Below are 16,704 nucleotides of genomic sequence, written 5' to 3'. Positions count from 1 at the left end.
GCGCCGCGCGCCTTTCCTTCCGGAGCCCGACCCATGCGTCTCATCACCCGTATATCCGTCAACACCCTCTGCGCGATGACCCTGCTCGGTCTCGCCGCCTGCGGAACGGACTCCCCGAAGGAGACCGGGCCGTTCGCCGGGGTCTCCGGTCCGGAGGTCGTGAACAAGGCCATCAAGCGGACGAACGGGGTGGAGTCCCTGCGGATCGGACTCGACATGACCACCTCCGACGGCCCGGTCAAGGCCGACTTCGCCACGAGCCTGGGAGGTGACTGCACCGGAACGATGACCATGGGCGGCACGGGCACGATGGAGGTCCGCAAGACCGGCGACACGGTGTACACGAAGCTCGACGAGGCCTTGCTGCGCGAGCAGTCCGAGGGCGAGCCGAAGGCGGACGTGGACGCGGCGGTCAAGCTGATCGCGGGCCGCTGGATGGAGTCGAAGGCCTCCGAACCGGAAACCAAGGACACCATCGAGTTCTGCGACCTCAAGGGACTGCTGGCGGAGTTCGAGGAGGGCGACAGCGCCGCCCGCAAGAAGGGCCCGACGACGGTCGCGGGCAAGCCCGCCCTGCGCCTCACGGAGAAGGAGGGCAAGGAGACGTTCACCATCGACGTCGCCGCCGAGGGCGACCCCTACATCCTGCGCGTGGCGTCCCGGGGCGGCGAGGAGCCGATGACGATGAACCTGTCCGAGTTCGACGAGCCCGTCGTGGTGGAGAAGCCCGCCGCGAAGGACATCGTCGACCTGGAGCAGTAGGACTCAGCGCGCCCGCGCGCTCCCGTCGCCGGGACTCCGCCCCCCGAAGTCCACCTCGGCCGCCGGCAGCACGCGCACCCGGCGGCCCGGGTAACGGAGGTTGCGGTAGATCTCGTTGTGGTGCGCGACGGACGCCTCCGGCGCGGCGTACGGGCCGGGGCCTGGCCGGACGGACGTGGTGTGGCCGTCCGCGACGAGCACCACGTCGTACCCCCGGCTCAGCGCCTGCCGGGCCGTGGACTCGACGCAGATCTCGGTGGCGAACCCGGTGACGACGAGCTCGGTGACTCCCCGGGCGCTCAGGGCCGCGTCGAGTTCCGTGTCGAGGAAGCTGTCCGGGGCCGCCTTGGGCACCACCGTCTCACCGGGGGCGGGGGCCAGTTCGGGCACGATCCGCCAGCCCTCGGTCCCGGGCTCCAGCTCGTCGTCCCGCTGCTGCGCGAAGACCACCGGCGCACCGGCGGCCCTGGCCCGCTCCTGGAGACCGGCGATGGCCGCCACGGTCGCGGACGCCCGGTAGGCCATCGCGACCAGGGTGTTCTGCATGTCGATGACGAGGAGGGCGGGGCCCGGGGCGGGGGGCGCCGCGTTCGGGGTCGCGCGCATCACAGCCGGTGCCGCACCCAGACGTTGGGCTCGACGTAGACCGCGTAGCCGTGATCGAGCGCGCAGTGCACCGGGACGAGCGCGCCCGGCACCTCCACCGGACCGTCCGTGTCGAACGGCAGCCCGGTCCACTCGCGCCACTGCGCGAGGGATCCGCTCACCGTCATCGACACCGTGGCGACCGAGTCCACCGTGCCGCCCGCCCGGACGTGGACCCGCAGCCAGGGGTCCTCGGGCAGCCCGTCCTCGGGGCGGGTCAGCCGGGCGTACTCCTCCATCGGCAGGCCGGACCGCAGGTGCTTGCCGTTCGGACGCACCGGGGCGACGACTTCCCGGAGGCCGAGCCGTCGCGCGTTGTCGCGCATCGCGGCGAGCATCCGGCCCGATATGCCCTTGCCCTGGTGGCCGGTGGCCACCGTGATCTCGATCGCTCCGACCGTGTCGGGCGTCCGTCCGCGCCGCAGGTCCGCGAACGCCCACAGCAGCATCCGGTCCCAGCCGCCGACGGGCAGTTCACCGCGCCCGGGGGCGTCCAGCACGAAGGGCACGCTGTAGGCGCGGGCGACCACGGCGCCCTCGGGGTCGGTGGCGACCAGCACGTACGAGGGGAACTCGACGGCGATCCGGGCGAAGTTGGCCCAGCCGACGATGTCCTCCAGGACGAACTCCGGCCAGGTGTCGGGCATCCGGTCCAGGGCGTCGGCCAGCTCCGGGCGCTCGGCGAGAGTGGTGATGTTCAGCTCCATGCGCGCGACCCTAGACAGTCGAACCACCTCTGACCAGCGAATATCGCCCTGATCCACCGCACGGCCCGAGGCCGCTCGCCCGGGGCGCCGCCCCCGGCTACCGTCACCCCGCATGACGACGACGCCTCCGCCCGCCCCCATCGGACCCGTACTGATCCGGCCCGCCCGCGCGGCGGACCTCGAACCCCTGGAGCGGCACCTGCCCTCGCCCGGCCGGACCCGGCGGCACGCGGCCCGGTTCGACCGGCAGGAGCGGGGCCTGAGCACCTTCCTCACCGCCTGGGCCGACGGTGTACCGGTCGGGACGGCGCAGATCCTCTGGCAGGGCTGCGCGGCCCCGGAGGTCCAGGCCCGTTTCCCCGGCTGCCCCGAGTTGAACGGGCTCGGGATCTGGCCACCGGAGCTGCGTTCCCGGGGCATCGGTACGGCGCTGATCCGGGCGGCGGAGGAGCGGGTCCATGCCGCCGGTCACGCCCTGATCGGTCTGGGGGTGGACGACGACAACCACCGGGCGACCGCGCTCTACCTGCGGATCGGCTATCGGGAGACCGGCTGCCGCTACCTCGACCGGTACGCGTTCCTCGACGCCGACGGGGTCCGGCAGGAGGTCGCGGATCCGGCCCGCTTCCTGGTCAGGGAGCTCGGCCCGGGCACGGGAGGGGCGACGTGATCCCGCCGGAACCATGAGGGGCCCATGACGCGTCCCCGCCCGTGACGTCGCACCTGATCATCCGGGTCTCCCGGGTCTTCGGCTCCGGCGACGACAGGAGAAGCGGCGGCATCCCGACCAACGCGGCTGCGGCGGCCAGGTCTCTGATCGGGCGCCTCCGGGGTCCCGCTCAGCCGCCGCACTGGGTGAGCATGGCGCTCTTGTCGGCCGTCGTGACCGGCAGTTCGTACTTCAGCGAGACCTGGGCGAACCGCACCGCGTACGAGCAGCGGATCGGCTTGTACGGCGGCAGCCAGGAGGCGGGCCCGGAGTCCCGCTTGGCGTTGTTGGCCGGGCCGTCCACCGGGATGAGGTTGAGCGGGTCGTTGGCGATCCGCTCGCGCTTGGCCTCGTTCCAGCGGGCGGCGCCCATCTGCCAGTTGTAGGAGAGCGGCATGACGTGGTCGATCTGGACCTCGGTGGCCCGCTGCTTGCGCCAGTCGATGCTCTCGCCGGTGTAGGGGTCCTGGAGTGTCATCGCCATGACGACGCAGTCGGACCCCGCCTTGCGCTCGATGTCCTTGCCGTCCCGGGCGAGCAGGTCGTTGCGGGTGTCGCAGCCGTTGCGGGCGAGCGGGATGCCGTCGATCCCGTCCTTCCAGGCGTAGCCGAACTTCTTCCGCTCGTAGCCGGTCTTCGGGCCGCGCCCCTTGGTGGCCACCTTCTCGATGATCTTCCGGGCGGCGGCCCGGTCCGCGTCGGAGGTGAGGGGGGCCAGGCCCGGCTTCGTACCGTCGGGGTTGTCCAGCGGACTGGCGCCGAAGCCCTCGGCGGACCGCCCGCCGCCGTTGGTCCCGCCGCTCGCGCCGGTTCCGCCGTCGCCCGCGAGGTCGTCGGGGCCGCAGCCGCCCACCAGGGCGATCGCGACGAGAGCGCCGATGGCGGGCAGAGCCGCGCGGTGTGTACGGGGAGCTATCACGTGAAGCCGTCCTGACGGGGAGAGAGCCGGGCGCCGAGAATCCTATGGGCGTCTTCCCCGCCGGAGGGGTTTCCATGACCGTGCTTCAGCCCACCGCGCTCCCCCGCCCGGTCACACCTTGCCGATGCCGAGGGTGTTCTCGGCGGGCAGCAGCCCCGAGCCGATGACCTCCAGCCAGGGCTGCCCCAGCAGTTCCACCAGTCGCTCGCGCCCGGGCTCCCCCAGCGCCCGCCACGGCGCGGCGGCCGCCTCGTCGGTCCGCAGCTCCACCCGCGCGCGCAGCTCGCGCCCCGCGTCCGTGGCCGTGCCGTCGGCGGTCAGGAGCCCGCGCTCGCGAAGCCGCCGCCGGGCCGCGTCCCACGCCCGCGCGCCCCACTCCCGGCTCGCGAACACCTCGGTGGGCGCCGCGCCGACCGCCGCGAAGGAGACGAGCGACTCGACCGGGTCGAGGCCGGCCCCCGCGAGGGCGGCGATGTGCCCGTCGCCCCGGTGCTCGCGCAGGACGGTAGCCGCCTGCCAGAGCACCAGGTGCGGGGCGTCGGGCCAGGGCAGCGCGGAGTTGGCGGCCCCGAGGCCGCCGGGAGCCCCCGGGCCCGCCGCCTGCGCCGCGCGGCGGGCCAGTGCGGCGGCCTCCGCGAACTCCGGCCGCTCCACCCGGTCCCCGAACAGGGCCCGGTAGGACCGGTCGACCGCCCGCAGCCGGGCCGCGAGCACGGCCTCGGGGCCGGCGGTCGCCCAGACGCCCGGAACGTAGCGCTCCACCATCGCCGGGGCGAAGCTGTGGAAGGTCCGCACCGCATCCCGGACGCCCGCCGCCCCCAGCGGAGCCGCCCGCCAGGCGAAGTAGCCCGGCCAGCGCTCCTGGGTGTCGTACCCCAGCGCGGCGGCCTCCTCGAAGGCCTCGGGGGCGTAGTACAGAACGGCGTGCAGGGGCTCCAGGAGGTGCCACATCTGCCGCACACCGGCCGGTTCTCCGGTCATGATCTCCGCCTTCCGGAACACGCTCCGCGAATCTTGCCAGTGACTAGATCGGATTCCCAGCATGCGCGCGCCGCCTGAACTTGTCAATGACTAGATGCCGGGTAGGGTGCTGTCATGACCAGCGAGCGCGAGCGCGCCTACCACCACGGCGACCTGCGGCGCGTGATCCTGGACGCCGCCCTCGACGTCATCGCGACGAACGGCCCCGGCGCCCTGAGCCTGCGCGACCTGGCCCGCCGGGCCGGCGTCTCGCACGCCGCGCCGGCGCACCACTTCAAGGACCGCACGGGCCTGCTGACCGCCGTGGCCGCCGAGGGGTACGCCCTGTTCGCCGACGCCCTGGCCGGGGCGCCGGACCTCCGGGAGCGGGGCGTGGCCTACGTACGGTTCGCGGCGACGCACCCCGCGCACTTCCGGGTCATGTTCCAGCCGGACCTGCACCGCACCGACGACCCGGACCTCCTGGCCGCCCGCGCCCGGGCGACCGAGGCCCTGCGCGAGGGCGTCGCGGACCTCCCCCCGGCCGGCCGGGGCGAGGACGACCGCCTCGCGGGCGTGGCCGCCTGGTCCCTGGCCCACGGCTTCGCGACGCTGCTGCTCAGCGGCGCCCTGACGGACGCGATGGAGGGCCGGGACCCGGAGGAGGCGTTCCGGTCGCTGGCCGGCCTGATCTTCACGGCGGAGGGACGGGGAGGCGGCTGACCCTGCCGCAACGAGCCGGGCCTACGACCCCAGGATCGTCGTCAGGAACTCCCCCGTCCACGCCAGCAGTTCGCGGCCGATGACCGGCTTGCCGCCGATCTTGCCGGTCGTCGGGCGCGGGACCAGGATCTGGTGGGCGGCCGGCTTGATGACCGTCTTGGGGTGCAGGCGCTTCAGGCGCAGCTCCTGGGACTCGCGCAGCTCCACCGGCGCGAAGCGGATGTTGGAGCCCTGGAGGACGATCTCGCCGACTCCGCAGGCGCGGGCCAGCATGCGCAGGCCCGCGACCAGGAGGAGGTTCTCGACCGGTTCGGGCAGCGGGCCGTAGCGGTCGGTGAGCTCCTCGCGGACCGCGCGGATGTCGTCCTCCGAGGAGGCCGAGGCGATCGCGCGGTACGCCTGGAGGCGCAGCCGCTCGCCGGGGGCGTAGTCGTGCGGGACGTGCGCGTCGACCGGGAGCTCGATCTTGACCTCCAGCGGGGGCTCCTCCTCGACGCCGCCCTCCATCTGGGCCCGGTAGTCGGCCACGGCCTCGCCGACCATGCGGACGTACAGGTCGAAGCCGACGCCCGCGATGTGGCCGGACTGCTCGCCGCCGAGCAGGTTGCCCGCGCCGCGGATCTCCAGGTCCTTCATCGCCACGTACATGCCCGCGCCCATCTCCGTGTGCTGGGCGATGGTGGCCAGGCGTTCGTGGGCCGTCTCGGTCAGGGGCTTCTCGGGCGGGTAGAGGAAGTAGGCGTACCCCCGGTCGCGGCCCCGGCCCACCCGGCCGCGCAGCTGGTGGAGTTGGGAGAGGCCGAAGTTGTCCCCGCGCTCCACGATCAGGGTGTTCGCGTTGGAGATGTCGATGCCGGACTCGACGATCGTCGTGGAGACCAGGACGTCGAACTTCTTCTCCCAGAAGTCCACCACCACCTGCTCCAGGGCGGCCTCCGACATCTGGCCGTGGGCCGTGGCGATCCTGGCCTCCGGGACGATCTCGCGGAGGCGGGCGGCGGCCCGGTCGATGGACTCGACCCGGTTGTGGATGTAGAAGACCTGGCCCTCGCGCAGGAGTTCGCGGCGGACCGCCGCGCCGATCTGCTTCTCCTCGTACGGGCCGACGAAGGTGAGGACCGGGTGGCGCTCCTCCGGCGGGGTGGTGATCGTGGACATCTCGCGGATGCCGGTGACCGCCATTTCGAGCGTACGGGGGATGGGGGTCGCGGACATCGTGAGCACGTCCACGTTGGCGCGGAGCTTCTTCAGCTGCTCCTTGTGCTCGACGCCGAACCGCTGCTCCTCGTCCACGATGACCAGGCCGAGGTCCTTGAACTTCGTCTCGGAGGAGAAGAGGCGGTGGGTGCCGATGACCAGGTCGACGGCACCGTCCCTGAGGCCTTCGAGGGTCGCTCTGGATTCCGTCTCCGACTGGAAGCGGCTCAGCGCCCTCACGTTGACCGGGAACTGGGAGTAGCGCTCGGTGAAGGTGCCGTAGTGCTGCTGGACCAGCAGGGTCGTCGGGACCAGGACCGCCACCTGCTTGCCGTCCTGGACCGCCTTGAACGCGGCCCGGACCGCGATCTCCGTCTTGCCGTAGCCGACGTCGCCGCAGATCAGCCGGTCCATCGGGACCGTCTTCTCCATGTCCTCCTTGACCTCGGCGATCGTGGACAGCTGGTCGGGCGTCTCCGCGTACGGGAAGGCGTCCTCCAGCTCCCGCTGCCAGGGGGTGTCCGCGCCGAAGGCGTGGCCGGGGGCCGCCATCCGGGCGGAGTAGAGCTTGATCAGGTCGGCGGCGATCTCCTTGACCGCCTTCTTCGCCCGCTGCTTCGTCTTCGTCCAGTCCGCGCCGCCGAGCCGGTGCAGCGTCGGGGCCTCGCCGCCGACGTACTTGGTGACCTGCTCCAGCTGGTCGGTCGGGATGTAGAGGCGGTCGCCCGGCTGGCCGCGCTTGGCGGGGGCGTACTCGACGAGGAGGTATTCGCGGGTCGCGCCCTGGACCGTGCGCTGCACCATCTCCACGTACCGGCCCACACCGTGCTGCTCGTGGACGATGTAGTCGCCGACCTCCAGCGTCAGCGGGTCGATCGTCTTCCTGCGGCGGGCCGGCATCCGGCCCAGGTCCTTGGTGGCGGTGCGCTGGCCGGTCAGGTCCGTCTCGGTGAGCACGGCGAGCTTCAGCGCCGGGTCGACGAAGCCCTGCTCGATGGCCCCGCAGGAGACGTGCACCAGGGAGGGGGTGACCTCGGTGAGGTCCGGGGTGAGCCGGGCCGCGATGCCCTCGCCGCTCAGCACCTCGACCGTACGGTTGGCGAGGCCCTGGCCCTCCGTCACGTACACCGTGCGCCAGCCGTCGGCCAGCCAGCCCTTGGTGTCGGCGAGCGCCCGCGCGGTGTCGCCCCGGTACGCCTCGGGGGCGTGCATGGAGAGCTGGAGGGTGTCCTCGTCGTGGTCGGCGGCGTCGGCCGCGAACGGCGAGATCGACCACCACATCATGTCCAGCTCGCGGGCCCGGTCCCGGACGTCCGCGATGCCCCACAGCGAGGCCGCGCCCACGTCGATGGGGGCCTCGCCGCCGCCCGCGCTCGCCGCCCACGACGCCTGGAGGAACTCCTGGCTCGTGGCGACCAGGTCGGCCGCCCGCGTCCGCACCCGCTCCGGGTCGCAGACGATCGCCATCGCGTCCTCGGGCAGCACGTCGAGCAGCAGCTCCATCTCGTCGACCAGGACCGGGGCCAGGGACTCCATGCCCTCGACCGCGATGCCCTCGGCGATCTTGCCGAGCAGCTCGCCCAGCTCCGGGTGGGCCTCGGCGAGGGCCGCCGCCCGCTCCCGCACCTCGTCGGTCAGCAGCAGCTCGCGGCAGGGCGGCGCCCAGAGCCCGTGCGCGGCGACCTCCAGGGACCGCTGGTCGGCGATCTTGAAGTAGCGGATCTCCTCGACCTCGTCGCCCCAGAACTCCACCCGCAGGGGGTGCTCCTCGGTCGGCGGGAAGACGTCGAGGATCCCGCCGCGCACGGCGAACTCGCCGCGCTTCTCGACCAGTTCGACCCGGGAGTACGCGGCGGCCGCCAGTGCGTCCACCACCTCCCCCAGATCCGCGCTCTGCCCGCCGGCCAGGGCCACCGGCTCCAGCTCGCCGAGCCCCTTGACCTGTGGCTGGAGCACGGAGCGGATCGGCGCGACGACGACGGAGACCGGGCCGGTCTCCGGGTCGTCCGCGCGCGGGTGGGCGAGCCGCCGCAGCACCGCGAGGCGGCGGCCCACGGTGTCCGAGCGGGGCGAGAGCCGTTCGTGCGGCAGGGTCTCCCAGGACGGGTACTCCGCGATCGTGTCCGGCGGCAGCAGCGTGCGCAGCGCGGCGGCCAGGTCCTCGGCCTCCCGGCCCGTCGCGGTGACGGCCAGCACGGTGCGGCCGGTCTGCCGGGCCAGCGCCGCCACGGCGAACGGCCGCGCACCGGGCGGGCCCACCAGGTCGACGTGGGCCCGGTGCCCGTCCCCGGCGGCCTTCACCGCCTCGGCGAGCGCCGGGTCCGTAACGACGACATCCAGCAGACCGTGCAGGCTCATGAAGTTTCCGTCCGGGATCAGATCGGTTGGTGCTGAGGGTTCACCGGCAGCCGGCTGCTACCGGGGCAACGCGAAGGGCCCGACACGTCGGGGGGCCCTGATCCGCCGGGCGCCCCCGGGGGCCGGGGTGGCTTCCAGGGTACGACCCGGGGGTGACAGCCGCGTCCGCGACGGGCGAGGGGCCGGGGCCGACGGCCGGAACCCCACCGTCCGGGAACCGGGCCCGGGCCCGGACGGGGCCCGGACGGGGTGCCGCCCCGGCGCGCCCGTCCCCGCCCCGGCGCCCGGGCCCCGCCCGTACGCCCGGCCTCCGGGCCCGGGACGTCGCCCGTATGCCCGTGCCCGGCGCCCGCTTCGCGCCCGCCCCGCCGCCCGTCGTGCCGACACCGCCGCTCGTCGACGGTCGCGCACCGTTCATCTCCGTCTCGCACACAGTTGTGCCGGGGATCCTCACAGGAGTGATCCCAGCGTCTAGTCTTTGCCCGACCATTGCACGGACACGCGGACGAGTACGTCGGCGGTCGCGTCACACCTGCGGTACGGGGCACAGTCAACGGCACGGGCGGAGCGAGCGGCGGCCGGGGCGGGCGGCGTGGGGCGATCCCCCTCGGCGTACGCCCCCCACGGCATCAGGCATTCGGGGGCGTACGTGGGCGAGAACGAGATGTCTGTCTTCGGGGTCCCGGAGGCCGAGGAAGAGATCTACCGGCACTTCCTGCGCAACCCCGGCACCCGCGCCGACGACCTCGATCTCCTGCTGCACTCCCGGCCCCGGGACGCGCACGGCCGGATCGCCCGGCTCCAGGAGCTCGGACTGCTGCGGGCCGAGGACGCCGAGGGGCGGATCTTCCCGGCGGACCCGGAGGTGGCCCTGACCCGGCTGGTGGACGTCCGGCTGCACGCGCTCCACCAGGAGCTGCAGCGCGTCACCCGGTCGCGGCACGTCATTGATGGTCTACGCGCGGAGCAGGGGGCCCGTACGCCGCCTCCGCAGGGCATCGAACAGCTGGAGGGACTCGCCCAGATCCGCAACCGGATCGACGACCTCGCGTTCTTCGCCCGGGACGAGATCCTGTCCGTGGAGCCGTACACCCGGTTGTCGGCGGAGAACATCGCCCGCTCCCGTCCGCTGGACCTGCGCTGCCTGCGGCGCGGGGTGCGGATCCGCAACGTCGTCTCCAGCGTGGCGCTCCAGGACCCGCCGACCGCCGCCTATCTGCGGGAGCTGGCCGAGAACGGGGCGGCGATCCGGGTGACGGCGGACACCACCGAGCGGCTCCTCGTCTACGACCGCCGGGCGGCGCTCGTCCCGCTGGACCCGCGCGACACCTCCCGGGGCGCGCTCCTCGCCCACCGCACCGGCCTGGTCTCCAACATCATCTCCTTGTTCGAGAGGATCTGGGACCAGGCCGAGGAACTGTCCCGGGCGGACGACGGCACGGAGATCGGCGGGGACACCGCCGTCGCCCGGCCCTCCGGCATCGAGCGGCGGGTGCTGGTGTCGATGTGCACGGTGGGCAAGGACGAGGCGGGCGCACGGGAGCTGGGGGTGTCGGTGCGGACCTACCGGCGGCACGTGGCCGACCTGATGCAGACGCTCGGCGCGGCCAGCCGGGCGCAGGCCGCGCTGCTGGCCCGGGAACGCGGCTGGATCTGACCCCCGGGGCGTATCGGCGTGTGCCGGCACAGCCGCTTCCGAGCGGGCCGAGCGGGGCCCGGCGGAGGCGCACCGGGTGTGCACGGCGCGTGCGCGGCGGAAGGGGGGCGGACGGCGGTGCGCGGCGCGCGTTCAGCGGGTGGTGCGGGCCTCCTCGGTCCAGCCGCGCAGGGCCGTGTCCGCCAGGACGCGGGACACCGCCCGCCGCACCGCGGGCGGGTCCGTCGCCCCGGCCAGCTCGACCCGCAGGACCACCCGGTCCTGGTCCACCTCGGCGTGGCAGGCCCAGTGCGCGGGCAGCAGCCCCAGCAGCCGTACGACGGTGGTCCACCCGGTCGGGGCCGCCCGGTCGCGGCGTACGACGACGACGTCGGCCGTCCCGGTCCGGCCGGCCGTCATGAGGTCGCCTCCCGGTCCCCGGCGGGCCCCGGGTCCAGCACCCGCCGGGCCGCCGCCGCCAGGGCTCTGATGCCGACGGGCAGGGCGGCCCTGACGTCGGGGGCGAAACCGGGGGCGTGGTTGGGCGGTACGGGCGCGCCCCCGGCGCGGGCGGTCCGCCAGGGGCCCGCCCCGGCGGTGCCGAGCATCCAGTACGCGGCCGGGACCCCGCCCGACGCGTAGTGCGGGAAGTCCTCGGTGGCCGCCGATCCGCCGAGGTCCAGCACCCGGCCGGGCCCGAGGAGCGCCTCGTGCGCCCGGCGCACCCGGGCGGTCAGCGCCGGGTCGGGGCGCAGGACGGGCGAGCGGGCGGTGACGGTGAACTCGGGCGCGCGCGGGGCCCCGGACGCGGCGGCCTCGGCCCGCACGACGCGTTCGGCGGCGGCGGCCAGCCGGTCGAGCGCCGGTTCGGTGAACGCCCGGATGGTGAGGGAGAGTTCGGCGTGGTCCGGGGTGATGTTGCCGCGCTCGCCCGCCCGCACGGAGCCCACGGTGAGCACGGCCTGTTCGGCGGGCGCGGTCGCCTCGGCCACCACGGTGCGCAGCCGCAGCACGGTGGCGGCGGCCATCAGGACCGGGTCGAGGTTGAGGTGCGGGGTGGCCGCGTGGCCGCCCCGGCCGTGCAGGACCGCCTCGACGGCGACGCTGCCCGCCATCAGGGGCGGCCCGCCGGCCGGCGCGTGGGCGAGGGTCCCGGCGGGCAGCGGGGCGGCGTGCTGGGCGAGGACCGCGTCGGGGACGCCGAAGCGCTCGTACAGGCGGCCGTCCTCCAGCAGGGACCGGGCCCCGCTCAGCGTCTCCTCCTCCGGCTGGCCGACGACCAGGACCGTGCCCCGCCACGTGGTGCGGGAGGCGGCGAGGAGCTCCACCGCCCCGGCGACCGCCGCGATGTGCAGATCGTGGCCGCAGGCGTGCATGACGCCGGGCACGGTGCTGGCGTACGGGAGTCCGGTGGCCTCGGTGACGGGCAGCGCGTCCAGCTCGGTGCGCAGCAGCACGGTGGGGCCCGGGCCGTTGTCCAGCACGCCGACGAGTCCGTGGCCGCCGCCCACGGAACGGGTGACCGCGCAGCCGTGCCCGGCGAGCCGGGCGGCGAGGCGGGCGGCGGTGCGGTGCTCGTGGCCGGAGAGCTCGGGGTGGGCGTGCAGGTCGAGGTAGAGCTCGACGGCGGAGCGGAGCAGGGGGCGTGGCAGGGGGGCGTCCGCCGCCGTTCCGCCGCGCCGTGGCTCCGGTGTCCCGTTGTCGTCGTCCGCGTTCTTCGTCGTTCCGGCCGCTGTGACCACCGCGCACCTCATCTCTGCTCGACGAGCCTGCTCCGTACGGCTGTCAGGTGCCCTGCCGACGCCCTGCCACCGGGTGCCAGCGATGTGACAGCGAAATCGCGGCCGATCTGACAGCGGCCACCCCTGCAATGGGTCCAGCACCCGGGCACCGGACGGAGCAGCCGGCCGGACCCCCACGAGACCAGGGAGATCACCATGGCCCCCAAAACCGAACTCGCCACCCTCGCCGACGAGATCCTGGAGCTGGAGTCGGAGACCTTCGAGATCTCGGACTACTCCGACGCCTCGGAGGTCGTCCTCGCCGGTTCCACGTCGTGCTCCTCGACGTCGACCTGTTCCAGCACCACCAGCACCACCTCCTGCAGCGCCTGATCCCGCTGCCCGGCGCTCCGTGCGCCCGCGGCCCCCTCCGTCGGTCGGAGGGGGCCGTCGCGCGTGCGGCGCGGGCCCGGTCACGGGAACGGATGCGGAACGGCCTTGATCTCCGCCTCCGGCAGGTCGTCGGCCCGACGCCCCGCCGCCCGCAGCGCGGTCCGCAGGCGGGGCATGGTCAGCGCCCGCTGTCTGCTCCAGCCGAAGTCCAGCGGCAGCAGCCCGGGGACGATGGCGGACACGGTGTGCAGGCCCATCCGGTGCTGTTCCGGCGTCGTCTGGTCGACGGCGATGACGTCGTGCCCCGCGGCCGTCAGCCGGTCCCGCAGCAGCCGCAGATCGTCCAGCAGGTCGCCGGTGCGGGGGCGCAGCGGCTGCCAGTCGGCGAAGGTCTCCTCCAGCGGGAGGACGCCGACCGGCTCCAGGTAGGTGGCGGCGTGCCGGGCCATGGACGGCAGCCCGTAGAGCTGGGCGTGGTCCTTGAGGTGCAGGACCTTGCCGAAGTCCCTCTCCATCGCCTCCAGTTCGGGCAGCCTCTCGGTGACCTGGTAGGGCAGGTGCGGGATGTAGGTGAGGACTTCGGACAGGGCCGCCTCCACCGTGTCCGCCGGGTCGAAGCCGGCCGCGGCGCTGAACGACAGGGTGCCGGGGCCGCCGTCCCGGCGGACCGCGAGGGCGGTGACGACGGGGACCGCCAGGTCCATCCGCGTGTCGAAGGCGTGCACGTCGTAGCCGTGCAGGGCGGCCCGGTCGAGCATCGAGCGGACGGCGGGGGTGGTCGCGGTGGTGAGGTCGATCGCGGTGAGGGGCGCACGGCCGTACCAGGCGAGGAGGAAGGCGTCCCGTTCGACGAGTTCGAGGAGTGCGAAGAGGATCGCCTCCTCCGGACTGCCGCCCGTGGCACAGCCGTTGGAGCACTCGAAGACGAAGTTGTCGGCGTCGACGCCCGCGCTGTAGTGGGCGAGCCGGGACGGGACCAGGATCGGGGCGTCGTCGCGCAGGGAGTGGCCCCAGACCCAGGGGATCGCCCGGTCCGGGTCGAAGGGGCTGACCAGGGGGTCGGCGGCGTAGGTCGCCGGGGTGTAGAAGCCGCAGTCGGCGGGGTTCAGCGCCTGGCCGGCGAGGTTGGCGTAGGAGTCGACGACCGGGGTGGTGCCGCGTCGGCGGTGGGTGCCCGCGTACCGTTCCAGCCCTTCCAGGTGGGCGAGGGTGCGGCTGGTGGAGTACCGGTTGGCCTGTCCGCTCCAGGTGACGTCGTTCAGGCCCGCGTAGCCCCGGACGAAGTGGGTCCCGGCGACGGGGGCGGTGGTGGTGGAGGCGGGGTTGATCCAGGTGTCGGAGCCGAGCGCGCCGCAGACGGGGTTGGCGAGGGCGGCCGTCGGCAGCGGGTAGGAGTCCAGGGTGCGGAGCCGGTAGCCGTCGGGGTCCGGTTTGGGGGTGGGCGTCAGCCGCATCCGGGCGGCCTCCGCCGTGTCCGGGACCTCGTGGACGCAGGCGGGGCAGAGCGGTTCGGGCAGCAGCGGGAAGGTGGCCGTCGCGAGGGTGACCAGGTCGACCCGGGTGACCTGGGGCAGCGCCCGGTCGGCGGGGGTGGCGTCGGTGTGCGCGGGGGCGATGCCCGGGCTCGCGGGCGCGGACTCCGTGGGCGGGGGCGCGGCCCCGGTGTGTCCGGGCGCGGCGTTCCGGTCGGCGGGGGCCGCTTCCGGGCGGGTGCGGCGGTCGGTCAGGACCGCGCGGTACGCGGCCCAGACGGCGTCCACCGCGTAGTCGGTGAGCACCGGCCAGTGCACCGCCCCGTGCGGCTCGTACCCCAGCTCCAGGGCCTCGCGCTCGGACCGGCTGCGCAGCCGCTGCCAGCGCATCGCGAGGCACTGGCCGCAGGCGGCGGCGTCGGGCCCGCCGCCCCAGGGGCCGATGAGGACGGCCCGCGAGGTCAGCTGCACGTTGGCGGCCGGCCGGGTGCCGGCGTACGGGTCCGGGCGGCCGAAGCCGAGCACGTCGGCGGCCCCGAGCGGCACGGCGTGGGGCGCGGGCAGCCCCTCGGGGGAACGGGCGTGCCGGGTGGCCAGCGCGGACTGGAGCCGGTCGCGCCCCGCCTCCAGGGGGGTCGGGGCGGTGGCCTCCGCCGCCGGGCCGGGCGTCTTCGTCGCCGGGTCGGGGGCCGTCGTCGTCATGACTTGTCGCTCCAGCGGAAGGTCTTCAGCGCGACCGCGCCGAGGATGAGGGCGAATCCGGCGAGGACCGCGCAGGCCACGCCGATGTCGGTCAGGGAGCCGTCGCCGGTCAGCGCGCCGGAGATCCCGTCGTTGAGGTAGCGCAGCGGCAGGACCCGGGAGAGGTTCTGCATCCAGCCGGGCATGGCGTCCAGCGGGAAGAACGAGCCGGACAGGAACGCCATGGGGATCATCAGGCAGTTGGCGACGGCGGCGACCGCCTCGGGGGTCTTCGCGTAGCTGCCGACGATGACGCCGAGCGCGAGGAAGGCCGTGATGCCGAGGACCAGCACCGGCAGGGCGAGCGGCCAGCGGCCGTCCAGCTGGAGCCCGAAGGACGGGAGCAGCGCCACCGCCACGAAGAGGACCGCTTGTACGGCTCCGATGCCGAGGGCCAGGACGTAGCGGGAGGCGAGGACGGTGGAGACGGGCGTGGGCGTCATCCGGATCAGCCGGAGGATGTCGTCGCGCCGCCACTGCATGAGGACGAACCCGACGCCGAAGACGGCGGCGTTGCCGACGCCCCAGGAGAGCACGCCGGGAGCGATGTAGTTGATGTAGGGCTTGCCGCTCTCCTCGACCGTCTGGCCGTGGAAGATCAGCCCGAAGACCACCAGGAAGATCAGGGGGAAGGCGAAGGTGAAGAAGAGGGTGGTGCGGTCGCGGGTGTAGGCCCGGTATCCGGCCTGGCTCAGCGCGGTGTAGGCGCTCATGCGGGGTCTCCGTATCGCTGGTTCTGCTGCACGTTCGGGGCGGGGGCGGCCGGCCGGGGCTACGGTCGCGGGGCGTCGGCCGCCCCGGCGCCGGTCAGGTCCAGGTACACGTCCTCCAGGCTCGCCGTCCTGGTCTGTACGCCCTGGAGCCCCGCGATGGCGTCGACGGCGGCCAGGACCCGGCCCGCCGCGAGGGTCTCCAGGACGAGCGAGCCGCCTTCCTCGGTCACCCGGTCCACGCCCTCCATGGCGCGGGCCTGTTCGGGTGTGAGGCGGTCGGCGGGGACCAGCAGCCGGGTGGTCGGGCCGGCGGCGGCGATCAGCCGGCCGGGGCTGTCCAGGGCGGCGACCCGGCCCGCGACCATGATGGCGACCCGGTCGCAGAGCGCCTCGGCCTCGTCCAGGTGGTGGGTGGTGTAGACGATGGTGCGGCCCCGGCCCTTGAGGTCGCGCAGGACCTGCCACAGGGAGCGGCGGGCCTGCGGGTCGAGGGAGGCGGTCGGCTCGTCCAGGAAGATCAGTTCGGGGTCGTGGACCAGGGCGGAGGCGATGGCGAGCCGCTGCCGCTGGCCGCCGGAGAGGTCGTCGACCCGGGTGCCGCCCTGTTCGGTGAGGCCGACGGAGGCCAGCGCCCGTTCGGCGGCGGCCGAGTCGCACCGGTAGAGGGCGGCCATGGTGGCCAGGTGCTCGCGGGCGGTGAGCCGGACGAAGAACGAGGAGGCCTGGGTCTGCACGCCGAGCCGGGGCAGCAGGGCGGTGTTGCGCGGCCAGGGGCTCTCCCCCAGGACGGCCACCGTGCCGGAGTCGGCCCGCCGCTGGCCCTCCATGATCTCGACGAGCGTCGTCTTGCCCGCCCCGTTGGGCCCGAGCAGCCCGAAGAACTCCCCGCGTTCGACGGTCAGCGAGACCCCGTCGACGGCCCGGGTGGCGCCGTACGCCTTGTGGACGTCGCTCAGGGCGACGGCGGGCCCGGCGGACGGTCCCGCCGGGGGGTCGTGGGGGGTGCGGGGGGCGGTGGACGTCATGGAACTCTCCTTGGGGTGGAACA

The 16,704-nt window shown here is 74.3% G+C and carries 15 protein-coding genes; 5 read left to right on the top strand and 10 right to left on the bottom strand.

Annotated features, from left to right (window positions below; translation table 11 throughout):
* Positions 1 to 33 precede the first annotated feature (33 nt).
* Positions 34 to 762, top strand: coding sequence for a hypothetical protein (locus DTB53_RS02660; RefSeq protein WP_012380599.1), 729 nt, complete (start codon positions 34 to 36; stop codon positions 760 to 762).
* Between the two features lie 3 nt (positions 763 to 765).
* On the opposite strand, the gene DTB53_RS02655 is transcribed toward DTB53_RS02660, so the two are convergent.
* Positions 766 to 1,368 (bottom strand): cysteine hydrolase family protein, encoded by a 603-nt coding sequence (locus DTB53_RS02655; protein WP_042496996.1) that lies wholly within the window; start codon positions 1,366 to 1,368, stop codon positions 766 to 768.
* Complete coding sequence (locus tag DTB53_RS02650) at positions 1,368 to 2,114, bottom strand: GNAT family N-acetyltransferase (RefSeq protein WP_003968649.1); 747 nt, start codon at positions 2,112 to 2,114, stop codon at positions 1,368 to 1,370. Before DTB53_RS02650 ends, DTB53_RS02655 begins: the two co-directional genes overlap by 1 nt.
* 112 nt (positions 2,115 to 2,226) lie before the next feature.
* Here DTB53_RS02650 and DTB53_RS02645 point away from each other — a divergent pair, with 112 nt between their 5' ends.
* A complete protein-coding gene (locus DTB53_RS02645; protein ID WP_012380597.1) occupies positions 2,227 to 2,784 on the top strand; it encodes a GNAT family N-acetyltransferase in 558 nt (185 codons plus the stop codon).
* 169 nt (positions 2,785 to 2,953) lie between these two features.
* On the opposite strand, the gene DTB53_RS02640 is transcribed toward DTB53_RS02645, so the two are convergent.
* The gene (locus tag DTB53_RS02640) at positions 2,954 to 3,742 is read right to left on the bottom strand and encodes an HNH endonuclease family protein (protein ID WP_012380596.1); all 789 of its coding nucleotides are present in this window, start codon (positions 3,740 to 3,742) and stop codon (positions 2,954 to 2,956) included.
* Positions 3,743 to 3,853: 111 nt separating this feature from the next.
* Positions 3,854 to 4,723 (bottom strand): SCO6745 family protein, encoded by an 870-nt coding sequence (locus DTB53_RS02635; protein ID WP_012380595.1) that lies wholly within the window; start codon positions 4,721 to 4,723, stop codon positions 3,854 to 3,856.
* A 114-nt stretch (positions 4,724 to 4,837) separates the two neighbouring features.
* Between DTB53_RS02635 and DTB53_RS02630 the strand changes: the two genes are divergently transcribed.
* On the top strand, positions 4,838 to 5,425 hold the full coding sequence (locus DTB53_RS02630; RefSeq protein WP_012380594.1) for a TetR/AcrR family transcriptional regulator: 588 nt from the start codon (positions 4,838 to 4,840) through the stop codon (positions 5,423 to 5,425).
* A 21-nt stretch (positions 5,426 to 5,446) separates the two neighbouring features.
* Here the strand turns inward: DTB53_RS02630 and mfd are convergent, their stop codons facing one another.
* Complete coding sequence (gene mfd, locus DTB53_RS02625; RefSeq protein WP_012380593.1) at positions 5,447 to 8,980, bottom strand: transcription-repair coupling factor; 3,534 nt, start codon at positions 8,978 to 8,980, stop codon at positions 5,447 to 5,449.
* 649 nt (positions 8,981 to 9,629) lie between these two features.
* On the opposite strand from mfd, the gene DTB53_RS02620 reads away from it, so the two are divergent.
* Positions 9,630 to 10,637: a helix-turn-helix domain-containing protein gene (locus DTB53_RS02620; protein WP_030705474.1), complete on the top strand. Its 1,008-nt coding sequence runs from the start codon at positions 9,630 to 9,632 to the stop codon at positions 10,635 to 10,637.
* A gap of 132 nt (positions 10,638 to 10,769) precedes the next feature.
* Here the strand turns inward: DTB53_RS02620 and DTB53_RS02615 are convergent, their stop codons facing one another.
* Complete coding sequence (locus DTB53_RS02615; protein WP_003968637.1) at positions 10,770 to 11,036, bottom strand: hypothetical protein; 267 nt, start codon at positions 11,034 to 11,036, stop codon at positions 10,770 to 10,772.
* Positions 11,033 to 12,370 carry an amidohydrolase gene (locus tag DTB53_RS02610; RefSeq protein WP_012380591.1) on the bottom strand — a complete coding sequence of 446 codons (1,338 nt, stop codon included), beginning with the start codon at positions 12,368 to 12,370 and terminating at the stop codon, positions 11,033 to 11,035. Before DTB53_RS02610 ends, DTB53_RS02615 begins: the two co-directional genes overlap by 4 nt.
* Positions 12,371 to 12,553: 183 nt before the next feature.
* Here DTB53_RS02610 and DTB53_RS02605 point away from each other — a divergent pair, with 183 nt between their 5' ends.
* Positions 12,554 to 12,730 (top strand): thiazolylpeptide-type bacteriocin, encoded by a 177-nt coding sequence (locus DTB53_RS02605; RefSeq protein ID WP_003968635.1) that lies wholly within the window; start codon positions 12,554 to 12,556, stop codon positions 12,728 to 12,730.
* 80 nt (positions 12,731 to 12,810) lie between these two features.
* Here DTB53_RS02605 and DTB53_RS02600 read toward each other — a convergent pair whose 3' ends face one another.
* The 3 genes from DTB53_RS02600 to DTB53_RS02590 are packed head-to-tail and all read right to left on the bottom strand — an operon-like array spanning position 12,811 to position 16,681.
* Entirely contained in the window at positions 12,811 to 14,904 is a 2,094-nt protein-coding gene (locus tag DTB53_RS02600; RefSeq protein ID WP_012380590.1) for a TOMM precursor leader peptide-binding protein, read from the bottom strand.
* The gene (locus tag DTB53_RS02595; RefSeq protein ID WP_012380589.1) at positions 14,901 to 15,656 is read right to left on the bottom strand and encodes an ABC transporter permease; all 756 of its coding nucleotides are present in this window, start codon (positions 15,654 to 15,656) and stop codon (positions 14,901 to 14,903) included. The genes DTB53_RS02600 and DTB53_RS02595 overlap by 4 nt, the downstream gene beginning before the upstream one ends.
* Positions 15,657 to 15,715: 59 nt before the next feature.
* A complete protein-coding gene (locus tag DTB53_RS02590) occupies positions 15,716 to 16,681 on the bottom strand; it encodes an ABC transporter ATP-binding protein (protein ID WP_042496992.1) in 966 nt (321 codons plus the stop codon).
* Positions 16,682 to 16,704 lie beyond the last annotated feature (23 nt).

The organism is Streptomyces griseus (assembly GCF_900460065.1).
Taxonomy (GTDB): domain Bacteria; phylum Actinomycetota; class Actinomycetes; order Streptomycetales; family Streptomycetaceae; genus Streptomyces; species Streptomyces griseus.
This window is presented reverse-complemented; position numbering and strand designations above follow the sequence as displayed.